12 protein-coding genes are annotated in these 15,821 nt (G+C 52.7%); 8 read left to right on the top strand and 4 right to left on the bottom strand.

Annotation, left to right across the window (positions count from 1 at the left end):
• The first annotated feature begins 146 nt into the window (after positions 1–146).
• From metH to WG929_RS08710, 6 genes are all read left to right on the top strand, one after another.
• Positions 147–3,854 carry a methionine synthase gene (gene metH / locus WG929_RS08735; protein ID WP_416205744.1) on the top strand — a complete coding sequence of 1,236 codons (3,708 nt, stop codon included), beginning with the start codon at positions 147–149 and terminating at the stop codon, positions 3,852–3,854.
• A gap of 3 nt (positions 3,855–3,857) precedes the next feature.
• Positions 3,858–5,216, top strand: a complete 1,359-nt coding sequence (locus WG929_RS08730; RefSeq protein WP_416205743.1) for an MATE family efflux transporter — start codon at positions 3,858–3,860, stop codon at positions 5,214–5,216.
• A 21-nt stretch (positions 5,217–5,237) separates the two neighbouring features.
• Positions 5,238–5,990 (top strand): glycerophosphodiester phosphodiesterase family protein, encoded by a 753-nt coding sequence (locus tag WG929_RS08725; RefSeq protein WP_416205742.1) that lies wholly within the window; start codon positions 5,238–5,240, stop codon positions 5,988–5,990.
• Positions 5,991–6,140: 150 nt separating this feature from the next.
• The gene (locus WG929_RS08720; RefSeq protein WP_416205741.1) at positions 6,141–7,808 is read left to right on the top strand and encodes a nitrite/sulfite reductase; all 1,668 of its coding nucleotides are present in this window, start codon (positions 6,141–6,143) and stop codon (positions 7,806–7,808) included.
• The gene (locus WG929_RS08715) at positions 7,792–8,286 is read left to right on the top strand and encodes a DUF934 domain-containing protein (protein WP_416205740.1); all 495 of its coding nucleotides are present in this window, start codon (positions 7,792–7,794) and stop codon (positions 8,284–8,286) included. Before WG929_RS08720 ends, WG929_RS08715 begins: the two co-directional genes overlap by 17 nt.
• A 193-nt stretch (positions 8,287–8,479) precedes the next feature.
• On the top strand, positions 8,480–9,640 hold the full coding sequence (locus tag WG929_RS08710) for a cation:proton antiporter (protein WP_416205739.1): 1,161 nt from the start codon (positions 8,480–8,482) through the stop codon (positions 9,638–9,640).
• Positions 9,641–9,811: 171 nt separating this feature from the next.
• On the opposite strand, the gene sohB is transcribed toward WG929_RS08710, so the two are convergent.
• Positions 9,812–10,873 carry a protease SohB gene (gene sohB / locus WG929_RS08705; RefSeq protein WP_416205738.1) on the bottom strand — a complete coding sequence of 354 codons (1,062 nt, stop codon included), beginning with the start codon at positions 10,871–10,873 and terminating at the stop codon, positions 9,812–9,814.
• 220 nt (positions 10,874–11,093) lie between these two features.
• Here sohB and WG929_RS08700 point away from each other — a divergent pair, with 220 nt between their 5' ends.
• The gene (locus tag WG929_RS08700; RefSeq protein WP_369857958.1) at positions 11,094–11,408 is read left to right on the top strand and encodes an SCP2 sterol-binding domain-containing protein; all 315 of its coding nucleotides are present in this window, start codon (positions 11,094–11,096) and stop codon (positions 11,406–11,408) included.
• A gap of 59 nt (positions 11,409–11,467) precedes the next feature.
• Here WG929_RS08700 and WG929_RS08695 read toward each other — a convergent pair whose 3' ends face one another.
• The 3 genes from WG929_RS08695 to WG929_RS08685 form a co-directional block, all read right to left on the bottom strand.
• Complete coding sequence (locus WG929_RS08695; RefSeq protein ID WP_416205737.1) at positions 11,468–12,109, bottom strand: hypothetical protein; 642 nt, start codon at positions 12,107–12,109, stop codon at positions 11,468–11,470.
• Between the two features lie 5 nt (positions 12,110–12,114).
• A complete protein-coding gene (locus WG929_RS08690; RefSeq protein ID WP_416205736.1) occupies positions 12,115–13,758 on the bottom strand; it encodes a FimL-related protein in 1,644 nt (547 codons plus the stop codon).
• 203 nt (positions 13,759–13,961) lie between these two features.
• The gene (locus WG929_RS08685) at positions 13,962–14,108 is read right to left on the bottom strand and encodes a hypothetical protein (RefSeq protein WP_416205735.1); all 147 of its coding nucleotides are present in this window, start codon (positions 14,106–14,108) and stop codon (positions 13,962–13,964) included.
• A 181-nt stretch (positions 14,109–14,289) separates the two neighbouring features.
• Here WG929_RS08685 and nhaB point away from each other — a divergent pair, with 181 nt between their 5' ends.
• On the top strand, positions 14,290–15,801 hold the full coding sequence (gene nhaB, locus WG929_RS08680) for a sodium/proton antiporter NhaB (RefSeq protein ID WP_416205734.1): 1,512 nt from the start codon (positions 14,290–14,292) through the stop codon (positions 15,799–15,801).
• The last annotated feature ends 20 nt before the right edge of the window (positions 15,802–15,821 follow it).

Raw genomic sequence — 15,821 nt, 5'->3', positions numbered from 1 at the left:
AAAACTGACCGCCATTGTAACGAAACCCCGTAGGTAGCGAAATACCCCACCAAAATAGTTGGATAAGACAATCTTATGCACCTCTGATATAATCTTGCGCCTTTTTTAATGTCGATCTGCAGTTCATCCGAGTGAGTCAAAGAGCAATGTCCAACGTCAGTCGCCAACGTCGCATCCAGCAGTTGAAAGAGAATCTTACCCAGCGCATCCACATCCTGGATGGTGGTATGGGCACCCTGATTCAGTCGCATCAGCTGGAAGAAAAAGACTACCGCGGCGAGCGCTTTGCCGACCTGAGCCAGGAGATCAAGGGTAACAACGATCTGCTGGTATTGACCCAGCCCGACATTATCGCTGGCATCCACCGCCAGTACCTGGAGGCCGGTGCTGACATACTCGAAACCAACACCTTCAACAGTACCCGCGTTTCGCAGGCGGACTACCGGCTTGAAGATCTGGTACCGGAATTAAACCGCGAAGCGGCTGCCCTCGCCCGCAGCGTCTGTGACGAAGTGGAAGCTGCGACGGGCATTCCGCGCTATGTTGCCGGAGTACTTGGCCCGACCAGCAAGACCTGCTCAATTTCACCGGACGTCAATGATCCCGGCTACCGGGCGATCACCTTTGATCAGTTGGTTGACGAATATACCGAAGCCACCGAAGCGCTGATGGCTGGTGGTGCCGACCTGATTCTGATTGAAACCATTTTCGACACCCTCAATGCCAAGGCCGCCATTTTTGCGGTGCAAGGAGTCTTTGAAGCGTGCGGCGAAGAATTACCCATCATGATTTCCGGCACGATTACCGATGCATCCGGTCGCACCCTGTCAGGCCAAACCGCCGAAGCCTTCTACAATTCGCTGATTCATGCCCGACCGTTGACTATCGGGCTGAACTGCGCTCTGGGAGCAGAAGAGCTTCGCCCTCACATTGAAGAGCTGAGCAACAAGGCCAAGTGTTTTATTTCCGCCCACCCGAATGCCGGCCTGCCCAACGAGTTCGGCGAATACGACCAGACTCCGGCAGAAATGGCTGCCATCGTTGAAGAATTTGCCGCCAGCGGCTTCCTCAACATCCTGGGCGGCTGTTGTGGCTCCACACCGGCACACATCAAGGCGATTGCCGCAGCGGTGGCAAAACACCCGCCACGGGTTATTCCAGAGATAAAGCCGGCCTGCCGACTGGCCGGGCTGGAGCCGTTCAACTTTGACGAAACCAGCCTGTTTGTTAACGTCGGTGAGCGTGCCAACGTCACAGGCTCAGCGGTATTCAAACGCCTGATTGTCGATGAGAATTACGACCAGGCCTTGACGGTAGCTCGTGAACAGGTAGAAAACGGCGCCCAGATCATCGACATCAATATGGATGAGGGCATGCTGGATTCTCAGGCCGCCATGGTGCGCTTCCTGAATCTGATTGCCGCCGAGCCGGATATTGCTCGCGTACCGATCATGGTGGACTCCTCCAAATGGGAAATCATCGAAGCTGGTCTGAAGTGCATTCAGGGCAAGGCGGTGGTCAACTCCATCTCGCTAAAAGAAGGCAAGCAAGAGTTCGTCGAAAAAGCCAAACGCTGTCTGCGTTACGGCGCGGCGGTGGTGGTCATGGCGTTCGACGAACAAGGTCAGGCAGATACCGAAGCCCGCAAGAACGATATTTGTGAAAAATCCTACCGTATTCTGGTCGATGAAGTGGGCTTCGATCCAGCCGATATCATCTTCGACCCGAATATATTTGCCGTTGCCACCGGCATTGAAGAGCACAACAATTACGCCGTTGATTTCATCAACAGCTGCCAGTTTATTACCAAAAACCTACCCCACGCCAAGATCTCTGGCGGTGTTTCCAATGTTTCCTTCTCGTTCCGGGGCAATAACCCGGTGCGCGAAGCCATCCACTCTGTCTTCCTTTATTACGCCATAAAAAATGGCCTGAGCATGGGCATTGTTAACGCCGGTCAGCTGGCGGTTTACGATGATCTTCCGGCCGAATTAAAAGAGCTGGTTGAAGACGTCATCCTCAATCGCCGCGACGATGCCACCGACCGCCTGCTGGCGGTCGCCGAAAACTACCGTGGTGATGGCTCGGTCGCGGAGAAAGAAACCGAAGAATGGCGCACCCTGCCAGTCACCGAGCGACTGACTCATGCCTTGGTCAAAGGCATTAACGCCTACGTTGAAGAAGATACCGAGGCCGCCCGCCAAATGTTTGCACGGCCGATTGAAGTGATCGAAGGCCCGCTGATGGATGGCATGAATGTGGTTGGCGACCTGTTTGGCTCCGGCAAAATGTTCCTGCCGCAGGTGGTAAAAAGTGCCCGCGTCATGAAGCAGGCAGTAGCTTACTTGCTGCCCTACATCGAAGAAGAAAAAAACGGCAAGTCTGAAACCCAGGGCAAAATCCTGATGGCTACCGTTAAAGGCGACGTGCACGACATCGGTAAAAACATCGTTGGTGTGGTACTGCAGTGCAACAACTTTGAAGTGATTGACCTGGGCGTGATGGTGCCTGCCGAAAAAATCCTCAAGGTCGCCAAAGAGGAGAACGTCGATATCATCGGCTTGTCTGGCCTGATCACGCCATCGCTGGACGAAATGGTTCACGTTGCCCGTGAAATGCAGCGCCTGGACTACCATGTCCCCTTGATGATTGGCGGCGCCACGACGTCCAAAGCCCACACAGCGGTAAAAATTGAACCCCAGTTCAAAAATGACCTTACCATCTACGTGGCAGATGCTTCCCGCGCTGTCGGCGTTGCCCAGAAACTGGTCACCCCGGAAGCCAAGCCTGCATTTATTGCCGCCACTCGCGACGAATACGTTCACGTACGTCAGCGTAATGCCAATCGTAAGGCCAAAGCTCTATTACCCTATTCACAAGCCGTGGCCAATGCCTTCAACTGTGATTGGGACAGCTACCAACCTGTCACCCCCAACCGGCTGGGTATCAGCGTATTCGATCATTTTGATGTTGCCGAGCTGGTCGATTACATCGACTGGACACCCTTCTTCATGTCTTGGGAGTTGGCCGGTAAATTCCCCCGCATCCTGAAAGATGAAGTGGTTGGTGAAGCCGCCACCAATCTGTTCAAGGATGCCCAGGCCATGTTGCAACGTATCGTGGATGACAAACTGTTCCGCGCCCGCGCTGTCATCGGCCTGTGGCCTGCCGCCAAACGCGGCAATGACGACACCGTGATTTTCAACCCTGACAATCCAGCGGAGGAGTTGGCGGTGCTGCATCACCTGCGCCAGCAAGCCGACAAGCCAAACGATCAGCCCAATTATTCACTGGCGGATTTTGTCACTCCGGAAGCCAGGCTGACCGATGGCAAACAGGATTACATGGGTGCATTTGTGGTCACCGCCGGCATCGAGGCCGAACAGCTGGCGCAAAATTACAATGCCAGCCATGACGACTACAACAGCATCATGATCAAGGCACTGGCCGATCGCTTGGCCGAAGCATTTGCCGAGTACCTGCACGAACAAGTCCGTCAGGACATCTGGGGCTACGCCCCGGATGAGCAAATAGATAACGAGCAACGCATCAAGGAAAAATATCAGGGTATTCGCCCGGCTCCCGGCTACCCGGCTTGCCCGGATCACACCGAAAAGGCCACCCTGTTCAAATTGTTGGATGCAGAAGCCAACACCGGCGTATTCTTGACCGAAAGCTTTGCCATGAGTCCGGCAGCTTCCGTTAGTGGATGGTATTTGGGCCACCCGGACGCCAAATATTTTGGCCTGGGGAAAATCGGCAAAGACCAGGTTGAGGATATAGCGGCCCGCAAGCAGATGGATCTCGAGACCATGGAGCGCTGGCTCGCCCCTAACCTCAACTACGATCGCTGATTGATGCTCGCTGAACGCTGGCTCGGGCGACTGTTACAGATTGAGCCACAGCGCCTGAGTCGTATATCTGGTATCGGCCTGCCCATTATCGGCGCCATGCTGTCACAAAGCCTGATCAACCTGATTGATGCTGCCATGGTCGGTCGCCTGGGTGATGCGGCGCTGGCTGCCGTCGGCGTTGGTGGTTATGCCTCGTTTATGATGGTCTCTATCGTCATGGGGCTAGCTGCAGCGGTACAAGCACTGATTGCCCGCCGCATTGGTGCTGGCGCAACCGATAAACTACACGAACCGCTGATGGCCGGTTTATTGTCAGCCGTCTTGCTGGCAGCACCACTGTCATTGCTGTTTATCTTCCTCGCTCCCACATTGATGCCAGCACTGACCACCAATAGCGACGTCGCCGCCATCGCCACACCTTATTTTCAGTGGCGCACTGCGGCCTTGATTGCAGTAGCGATGAACTTTGTTTATCGGGGCTACTGGAGCGGCATTAGTGAAACCCGCCGTTACCTGCAAATCCTGCTGATCATGCACGCCGTCAATATTTCGCTCAGCTACGTACTGGTTTTCGGGGTCGGCAACTGGCAAGGCATGGGTGCTGTAGGCTCCGGTATTGGCACTGCCATGGCGCTGGTATTTGGCAGCGCCATGTATTCCTGGCTGACCTTTACCAATCAGCGCCAGCGTCTGGGTCAGATCAAATTCCCCACCCGGCAAACACTGCTGCAGCTGATCAGACTGGCCTGGCCAAACTCGGCCCAACAAGCCTTGTTTGCCCTTGGTATCAGTATCTTGTTCTGGATCATCGGCCAGATCGGCACACAGGAACAGGCCATTGGCCACATACTGATCAGCCTGCAGCTGGTGCTGATTCTGCCTGCGGTTGGTATGGGCATCGCTGCGACCAGTCTGGTCAGTCATGCGCTCGGTGCTGGCAACCACAAGGACGCCCATCGTTGGGGATGGGAAGTCGTCAGAGTGGCCAGTTTTACGCTGGCCTTGCTTGGTTTACCGTTATGGGTATTTCCGGAATGGATACTGAGAATTTTCACCAACGAGACGGGTCTGGTTCAGGCGGGGATTGTGCCATTGCAAATCACCGGTATTTTTATCGCCTTTGAAGTCACTGCCATGGTGCTGACCCAGGCATTATTGGGGGCGGGTGCCAGCCGTCAGGTGATGAAAATCAATCTTACCATGCAGTGGTGTGTATTTTTGCCACTGGCGTATCTGGTCGGGCCAGTCTTCGGCTTTGGGCTGATCGGGGTATGGGCACTGCAAGGCTTGCAGCGTGCAGGCTTATCACTGATTTACAGTATGATTTGGCAGCGACGCCAATGGACCCATTTATCCGTCTAAGATGATTCGGAGTACCACTGTATGATAACCAGCAAGGTGATTGCACATCGAGGTGCCAGCCGCCTGGCACCGGAAAACACCTTGGCGGCGTTTCGTAAGGCCCGCGACGCCGGCGCTTCATGGATAGAAGTGGATGTGGCCTTGACTGCCGATGGTCAGGCCGTGATCTTTCATGATGAACAACTGAACCGTTGCAGTAATGGTCATGGCTGGCTGCTCAATCACACACTGGCCGAACTGCAGCGACTGGATGCTGGCAGCTGGTTTGCCGCTGAGTTTCATAATGAGCAGATTCCTACGCTCGAAGCCTTGCTGCTCTGGGCCGCCGAACAGTCGATAAATCTGAATCTGGAAATCAAACCGGTTATTGGTCGTGAAGCGGAAACTGTCGATGCCCTGGTGATTGCACTACAGGCAGCCCAGGCACGTCACAACCATATCGCCAGCCAGCTCCTGCTTAGCTCCTTCAACCCACTCGCCCTGGCCCACGTTCGGGCTGCTCTGCCCACCATCCCACGCGCACTGCTGACCGAAGCCATCCCTGCCGATGCCGTTTTGCGGCTGCAACAACTTGACTGCGAGGGATTACATTTTTGCGCCGAACTGGTGGATCAAGCTGCAATCTTGGCCTTAAACAACAGCGGCTTCAGCGTGCGCGCTTACACCGTCAACCATACAGCAGCAGCAGACGCCTTGATCGCAATGGGCGTAAACGCCATCTTCAGCGACATCCCTGATTTAGCCATCACATCGGCCCACATCACCCCAGGCTGACTTGTTCGGTTTAGCCGAACGATATAAGGCATAAAAGTAATTACGATATAGATAAATAGTCGTTTTAAGAATAAAGCGGCTTTGGTAATGTTCGCCCAACTAATAAACATCACTGACCGTGCGCCAGTGTAAAAAAGCAACCGAGATACTATGTACCAATACGACGAGTACGATCAGCAGATCCTGAACGAGCGTGTTGCCCAATTCAAAAGTCAGACTGAACGTTATCTGGCCGGGGAAATCGCTGAAGATGAGTTCTTGCCGCTGCGCCTGCAAAATGGCATTTACGTGCAACGCTATGCACCCATGCTGCGGGTTGCCATCCCTTATGGTGCATTTAATACCCAACAGATGCGTGTCTTGGCCAAGGTAGCCCGAGACTATGATAAGGGTTATGCCCACTTCAGCACCCGCCAGAATCTGCAGTTTAACTGGCCAAAACTGGAAGACTGCCCACAAATCCTGGCCGACTTGGCTGCAGTACAGATGCACGCAGTGCAAACCAGCGGTAACTGTATTCGTAACACCACCACCGACGAATACGCTGGGGTCGTTGCCGAAGAAATTGTCGACCCGCGCCCATACTGCGAAATCATCCGTCAATGGTCGACCTTTCACCCGGAATTTGCCTTTCTGCCACGCAAATTCAAAATTGCCGTCAACGCCGTCCCAGGCGAAGACCGTGCGGCCACTGAAGTTCACGACATTGGTGTACATATCATTCGTAACGATGCGGGCGAGCTGGGCTATCGAGTGCTGGTCGGTGGCGGCCTGGGCCGTACGCCAATCATTGGCGAAGTGGTACGGGAATTTCTGCCAGAGCAAGATTTGCTGACGTATCTGGAAGCCGTGATTCGGATTTACAACCAGTTTGGTCGTCGTGACAACAAGTACAAGGCACGCATCAAGATCCTTACCAAGGCACTGGGCGTTCAGCGCATGTCCGAATTGGTAGAGGCCGAGTGGCAGCGTATCAAGGATTCCGCCACCCGACTGACAGCCGCCGAGCTGGAGCGCGTCAAGAAACACTTTGTAGACCCAGCCTATGCTGCACTGGAAAACAACCCGCCCGAACTGGTCACTGCCAAAGCAGAAAATCCTGCTTTCGTTCGCTGGTTGGGCCGTAACGTGCGCGAGCACAAGCAGTCAGGCTACGCCGTCGTAACCTTGACCCTGAAGCAGAAAGGCACCCCTCCCGGCGATGTGACGGCCGAACAGATGGATCAGATTGCCGACCTGGCTGACGTATTCAGTTTCGGTGAGCTACGCTCTACCCACCAACAAAATCTGGTACTGGCCAATGTCGAACAGCGTCAACTGTTTACCCTGTGGCAAAAAGCCAAAACGCTGGGACTGGCGACGCCCACCCTGGGCCTGCTGACGGATATGATTTGCTGTCCAGGCGGTGATTTCTGCGCCCTGGCCAACGCCAAATCCATTCCGATCGCCGAAGACTTGCAGGTGCGCTTTGAAGACCTGGACTACCAGCATGACCTGGGTGAGATCGACCTGAACATTTCTGGCTGCATGAACGCCTGTGGCCACCACCACATTGGCAACATTGGTGTCCTCGGGGTGGATAAAAAAGGCCAGGAGTTTTACCAGGTATCACTGGGCGGCAACTCCGGTGATCGTGGCCCGACATCACTGGGCAAGATTCTTGGCCCATCGTTCTCACGCGAACAGCTGACCGACGTTATCGCCAAAGTGCTCGACGTGTATGTAGCGACTCGTCACACCGGCGAAAGCTTTCTGGAAGCCTACAAACGTATTGGTCATGACACATTCAAGGAGGCGGTATATGGCAAAGCTGATTAAAGATGGTGCGTTTGTAGCCAACGATGCCTGGACTCGTATAGAAGACAACGCCATGGCGGAAGAATACAGCCTGATTTCATTGGAACGCTGGACGCACCAACAAGCCGAGCTACAACCGCTGGCGTCACGCGGCAAGCTGGGTTTGTTTCTGAACAGCGATCAGACTGCTGACATGGTGGCAGAACAGTGTCGTAACTTTGCCGTCATTGCCGTCGACTTCCCCAAGTTTACCGATGGTCGGGGCTATTCCATTGCCCGCCTGCTGCGCGATCAATACCACTACGCCGGCGACTTGCGTGCTGTCGGTGACGTGCTGATTGATCAGCTGTTTTTTATGAAGCGAGTCGGCTTCAGCTCTTATGCTCTGCGCGACGACCAAAAAGAAAAGTACGCTCTGGCGGCTTTTTCGACATTCAGCCAACCTTATCAGGGCGCCATGGATGAACAACGACCCTTGTTTGCACGTATCACTCGCTGATTTGATTCGCTGATTGAGTCACCCTGCCGGCAGGCTCCTTCGAGAGCCTGCGCTGTTTTCACCTCCGATCATTACCGCCGCCCTTATCGGCGAATACTCAACAACTCGCTATAGGCAACAAATCGGGCCATAACAGGCTGGCGGCTGCCGATCCGCTGACGTAACCTTGGTAATCTGGCAGAGGAGGCAAAAAATGCAGCAAGATATTGTTTTTTCAACTTTTTTGATTTTTGCAGGTGCCTCTGTACTGGCTACCTTCGCCTTGTACACACGCCAGCCAGTGTTAATTGCCTACATTGCTCTTGGCGCATTGGTTGGCCCCTTTGGCATGGGTTGGATTGAACACCCGGAACAACTGGAAAACATGTCTCATATTGGCATTATTTTCCTGCTGTTTTTGCTTGGACTCGACATGCAGCCCAGTTCGCTCATTTCCGTTTTGCGGCAGGCCTCCACAGTCGGGCTGGTCAGCTCGCTGCTTTTCTTTATCGCCGGATTTGCCGTTACCTGGGTTTTTGGCTACAGCCAGATGGACAGCATCATCATCGGCTTGGCACTGATGTTCTCCAGCACTATTATCGGCCTGAAATTATTACCAACCACCGTTCTGCACCACAAGCACATGGGCGAATTAATGGTCGGATTACTGCTGTTGCAAGATATGCTTGCCATATTCACCCTGATTCTTCTGGGCGTCATGAAAGGTGAGAGCGACATGCCGGTCTGGCAGCCATTTCTTGCCTTGCCGCTACTGATCGGCGTCGCCTACCTGACGGTCAAAGGCATCTTGCTACCCTTGATCACCCGCTTTGATCGTTATCAGGAGTATTTGTTTATTCTGGCGATTGGTTGGTGTCTGGCACTCGCGGAGGGCGCACAACTGGTTGGGCTGACTTATGAAATCGGTGCTTTTATTGCTGGAATCACACTCGCCACAAGTCCCATTGCCCAGTTTATTGCCATCAGCCTCAAGCCGTTGCGCGATTTTTTCCTGGTGATGTTTTTCTTTGCCCTCGGAGCCGGCCTCAACCTTGGCATGTTGTCTTCTGTCGCCTTCAGCGCCATCGCCCTGGCCATCGTCGTGCTGACACTGAAACCCGTCGCCTTCAGAATACTGCTCCGACGTTTCAGCGAACGCACCAGCCTGGCCTGGGACGTGGGCTTTCGTCTCGGACAAATCAGCGAGTTCTCTTTACTGATAGGGTTTGTAGCTGTCGAAAGTGGCTTGCTCACCGAACGTGGCTCACTACTTATACAAGCAACGGCCATTATCACCTTCGTGGTATCGAGTTATATCGTGGTGTTTAACTACCCCAATCCGATTGCTGTCAGCGACAAACTGAGAAGGGACTAGGGGGCGTTGATTTTTGTTTTCGAAGCAGTCAATGCAAGGCAAAAACAGGAGAAAAGGGAGCTTATGGTTGATAAATGACCGATTTGAGCCTGTTTTTAACACCGCAGTGGCAACGCAGGTAGAACATCAACAGTCTGCCAGACGGGGCTAACACCCCGTCCCTCACCATCATCAGCTTTTGCTGACCGCCTGCTGCTGCACCCGATTCAGCACTGTGGTCACTGCTTTGCCAATTCCCCCCTGAACAGCAAAACCGATCCGTTCCTGCAGTGTCTTTCGGTATTCATAACGAACACTGAACACATCCGAATTCGCACAGGCATCAAAGATATAGTCATCACTGGTTCCCAGCTCATCAATGAGTTTCAACTCAACCGCCTGCTGGCCGTACCAGACATCGCCATTAGCAACGGCGGTCATATCCAGCCTTGGACGATAACGTTGAATATGCTGTTTGAACAGAGTGTGCGTCTCCTCAAGATCAGATTGGAATTTGTCCCGAGCCTTGGCTGTATTCTGGCCAAACATGGTCACCGTACGTTTGTATTCTCCGGCGGTAAACAACTCGAAGTCGACATCATGTTTTTTCAGCAATTTATTGAAATTGGGCAATTGCGCCATTACGCCAATGGAGCCGACCAGTGCAAACGGCGCTGCCACGATACGATTGGCCAGACACGCCATCATATATCCGCCACTTGCGGCAACTTCATCCACGCAAATGGTCAGCGTGACCCCCTTGTCGCGAATCCGTTTCAGCTGGGACGCAGCCAGACCATAGGTATGCACCATACCACCGGCACTTTCGAGGCGCAGTACTACCTCATCATCAGGTCGAATAGAGGTTAGAATGGCGGTAATTTCATGCCGCAACAGATCGACTTCACTGGCTCGAACATCACCATTAAAATCAATAACATACACTCTCTTTTTGATAGACTTGGACTCCAGCCCATCCTTGACCCGCTTGCGCTCAGCTTTTTCCTCCGCCTTGTCTTCCTTGTCGCGCTGCTTGTGCAAAGCTTTTAGTTCATCTTTCTCCAGCACCGCATCTTCAATCACCTCCTTGTACTCTTCGATATCATCATTCAGCCGCTTGACGACCAACTCCCCTTCGGTACGCGACTTATGACGCATACCCATACTGGCTACCGCCCCGAGCAACAAAATAATCGCTCCAGCAATGGTCACAGTCTTCAACAAAAACAACCCGTAGTCGGCAAGAAATTCCACGCACGATTCCTTAAATGCAAAACAGTTAGTCTACCTGAACCCGGTTAAGCAACAAGTTGCCAGCCGGGAATAATCGCCCGAATTCATACGGTCGTTTGAATTCAAGTTGACACTTGTTCAAGTGCCACATAGAGTGTTGCCATGGTTAAACAAACCACTGTCCACTCGTTTTAGATACCCCAAAGTCAGTGCATGACACTAACAATAAAGGAACAAGCCAATGACTTCCGTCGCAGATATTATCAACACACTGAACAACCGCTTTGATTCAGATGCCGCTGACGATCTGAATGCCACTTTCCAGTTCAGTATTGAAGATGGCGATGATTATTACATCACCATCAAAGACGGAACCTGCACCGTTGGCGAAGGTGAGAATGATGATGCTGATGTCACCCTGGTAATGAACACCGAAACCTTTGCCGGTATCGCCAGCGGTGAAACAGATGGCATGCAAGCCTTTATGTCCGGTCAATTACGTGTTGAAGGCGACATGATGCTGGCCACCAAAATTGGCGAACTGTTTCCAGCCTGATCGACCATAACAAAAAAACGGGCTAACGCCCGTTTCCTGACCCGTTACTCTATCCGCCTTTACCAGTCGCCACCTAGCGCTTTTTCTGCAACATCATTCAAAGGTTTGGCAGCAACACCAGTATCGTTAATATAAACTGCATACACCGCTCCGTTCGCCAGGGGCATAAAGACGGCACTCCCCATCTCTGCCTGTAACCAGAACCCAAATTTTTTGACCATGCTCCACGCATCAAGAACCCCCGGCGTCGACAACTCAAACACCGTTCGTTCAGCCGTTCGCTCCTGCTCAAGTGATAAGAACCGCCCAGACAAGCGATCAAGCCGATACATCGGCGCCGCACTCAAAGCATCAAACGGGCCATACCAGGCCAGCAGTCGCACATCCAGCTGCCACTGGTCACCATGCAGGACATAACGTTCTTCTAGACCTTCTTCATCAACCAGGCTGATGTCGTAAACCTGCTCGCCGGTTTGATAAACACTGACCGTCAGCGCCGGAACATCCGGATGCGCCTGATCGTAACTCCATAAATCCAGAATGACATAAACCAGCAAGAAGCCACCGAACAACATCAGCATTCCGGCTGTACCTTTGAGCCACTGAATAAACCAGGATTTCCCCAACCACATAAACGCCACAATGACGAGGATCAGAAAAATAACCAAACCGAGAGAACTGATCAGGGTATCGTGCAACATATTAATCAGCTCTGCAGATGCACAAGACTCTCTTGCGCCAGTCGAATCGCCTCATCGGCACCCGCAGACTGACCATTAAGAGTATCGAGGAAATATTCAATTGCCGTTATCGCATCGGCAAATGCTTCCATTTTATGTTCTGCAATCGGTTCCCGAGCAGTCAGTACCTGTTGGGTAATAAACGTATTAAGTGCCAACAGGACATCATGTGCTGGCCGCTTATCCAGAAACAACAAGGCCCCGGCCACGTCGAGCAGGCTTTTACCGACATTTTTAACGTGGAGGTGATCACCATCCGACTCCAGATAACTGCCAATCGCCCGTTTGATCATCGCCAGTGCCGTCATGGATTCTGACACCACCGCAATTCGGGCCTCTCTCAGGCTGATCGGATCAACCAGTGCTTTGGTATCCAGACCACTGTGCGATATGGCACGTAAATCCTGCTCCAGACGAATAATACTGTCTGCCACACTGGCCACGTTATCTTTCAGCCCATCGGAACCTGCTGCCCGCAACTGCTCCACCAGAGCCAGAGTGCGGCTGGCGGGTGGTGTCTGATTGGTGATCATCAGTGTGTCACCAATCCGTGACAATGATGACAACAGGTCATCAAAATCTTCTTCCGTAATATCAATTCGTTCCACCAGATCAATCTGATCCTTAATGATCTGCAGCTCTTCCTGAAGTGCCGTCGCCAGGGATTCCATCGCAGCACTGTCTGGGCCACGCAATTGACTGCGAAACTCCACCAACTGGGATTCCCTGACGCCACGGCCAAGTTGAAATTCTTCCTGAATAGCGCGAATCAAATCAGAATCTGGCTGGGCCAGAGAAACGATATGAATAAATTCTTTTAGCAGCCAATCTGGCTGTTTTTCGGCAAACGCCTTGCCTTCGGTGTCTTGAATATGGCGCACCTGTTTATCAAGCTGCCCCAGCAGAATCAGCCGCGCTGGCGTCATCTCAAATGACGGCTGAGACAAGGCATCCAGCGCGCCCATAACGGTATGCCAAAACAGCCAGGATGCGCCGCCCCGGCTTGCTTTTTCAAAGCGACGGATGGCGCGTGACATCACCAACACCGGGCCGCGTCGCCCCTGACCACGCATCAGGCCGAGCAACCCGAGCTGGTACATCTGACGAGCACGACGATACGGGAAGCGCATCATGCCGGATTCCGGCTTCGGCATGACCACCCGCGGCCGTAAATTCACCAGAAAAAAATAGGCTTCCGGTAGAGGCGCATCGTTACGCTCCCGCCGAATCTGGTTAATTGATGGCACCAGCAAACTGGGGGACAGCGGATAGCCCGCCCCCAATAAATCGACAAATCGTTTCAGGAATACGATTGCCTGGGTAAATATCGTCAAGGTCTGATCCGACAGCCGCTCTCCACGAGCTGACCGGCCGGTTTCTGCAAACTCTTCACACATACGTTCGCCAGCACGAAAATCCAGCATTTTAAAGGTACCACGCACCTGCTGAACCTCGGCAAAAAATGCGCGCAACTGATCCGGACTACCGGTTTCTGAATACACATCCAGCTGTGCTGCTGCCTGATCCAGTGCGTTGGCTACCTCGGCTTTTACCAGGTTCAACGACACTGCAAACGTTGACTCTTCACTTCCGATCATTAGTTCTGCCATGAGTGTTTGTCGTATTCTGTGAACATTTGTTACCGCCATTCTATCCACTTCATATATTAATCGCGAAAGTTTTACGACATTGAAGTGAAATAGCAGCCCGCTTGCAGGACAGAGCCATGCACAGGGTCTTTATACCCACAACTGTGCTACAGGGGACATCTATTTAATCCGGTGCTCACTCTGGGCTACCGGATGGTGTCGAATCACGAAGCCGACTTGCAGGCCTGACGGGTCAAGTCAAAAGTCGGCGACACCGAGTCGAGATCATCCGGCAGCCCCCGAAGGGCGCGGGTTGCCGCCGTCCAGTGCGGTGTTGACGAATGTGAAAAGGACTCGTCATTTCGCGGCATTCGCCGCCTTGCCCTGATCACCGGCAACACTCGCGCAGAGTCGTGCAGGATTAAATAGATGTCCCCTACAACTGCGGATAGTACACGGATAGTCCCCTAAGTATTGGACACAAGTTGCAAATAATTGAAAACCCATTACATTGCCTCGACCCCCAAAAGGGAGACGACCAAGGAATGAAGCATGACCGCGAACCTACCCTCTGCATTCATAAATAACTTTCTGGGGAACGCACCCCAGTGGTACAAGAAGACGATTATTGCCTTTCTGGCATTTAATATTGTCAGCGTTTATACGCTGGGCACGTACATTACCGGCTGGCTCCTGATCGTGGAGTTCATTTTTACTCTGGCGATGGCATTAAAATGCTACCCGCTCCAGCCCGGTGGATTGCTGGCCATAGAAGCCATTTTGCTTAATATGGCCCCTGCTGACGTTGTCTACGAGGAAGCCCTTCATAACTTCCCGGTTATCCTGTTGCTGATGTTTATGGTGGCAGGTATTTATTTCATGAAAGACCTGCTGCTGTATGCCTTCACCAAGATTCTGCTTGGTGTGAAATCAAAAACAGCGCTGTCTTTTCTGTTCTGTATAGTCTCCGCAATCTTGTCGGCATTTCTGGATGCGCTGACGGTAACGGCCGTTCTGATCAGTGTTGCCGTCGGCTTCTACAGTGTTTACCACCGGGTCGCCAGCGGCAAACTGTCCAATACAGCTCACGACCATGGTTCGGACTCAGACCTGAAAGAACACCACCGCCAGGATCTCGATAGGTTTCGTGCTTTTTTGCGCAGTCTGCTCATGCACGGTGCGGTTGGTACTGCACTGGGCGGTGTCTGCACCCTCGTGGGTGAGCCTCAGAATCTCCTGATTGCCAAAGTGGCTGGATGGGAGTTTTTTGACTTTTTCACTATCATGGCGCCGGTGACCATGCCCGTACTGGTCGCCGGTCTACTCACCTGCATATTATTGGAAAGAACAGCGATATTCGGTTACGGCACGCTGCTGCCCGATGACGTTCGTGGCATTTTGCAAGACTTTGATAACGAACAAAATGCCCAGATGACGCCAAAACATGCGGCACAACTGATCGTCCAGGCGATCGTCGCCCTGCTGCTTGTGCTTGGACTGGCATTCCACCTGGCCGAAGTCGGCCTGATTGGTCTCGCTGTTATTATCTTGCTGACCACGTTTAATGGCATTATCGAAGAGCATCAGATTGGCAAAGCGTTTGAAGAGGCCCTGCCATTCACAGCTTTGCTGGTGGTGTTTTTCAGTATTGTTGGTGTCATTCATACCCAGCATCTGTTTACACCCATCATTAGCTGGATTCTGGATACCAACAACGTCTCGCCATCAGCTCAGCCAGGCGTTTTCTTTCTGGCCAATGGGGTTTTGTCGATGATCAGCGACAATGTCTTTGTCGCTACGGTCTATATTTCCGAAGTCAAGGCAGCACTGGACGCTGGCCATATCAGCCGCGAACAGTTTGACCTGCTGGCAACGGCCATCAACACCGGAACCAACCTCCCAAGCGTGGCAACACCCAATGGCCAGGCGGCATTTTTGTTCCTGCTAACCTCTGCCCTGGCACCACTTATCCGCCTGTCTTATGGCAAGATGGTTCTCATGGCGTTGCCTTACACCATTGTGATGACAGGTGTTGGCTTTATTGCGGTCACCTACTGGCTCTGATGGATTTTCCCAGACCTGGC

The organism is Oceanobacter antarcticus (assembly GCF_044962685.1).
GTDB lineage: Bacteria > Pseudomonadota > Gammaproteobacteria > Pseudomonadales > Oceanobacteraceae > Oceanobacter > Oceanobacter antarcticus.
Note: the sequence above shows the minus strand (reverse complement) of the source record. Positions and strands in the feature narration are given on the sequence as shown.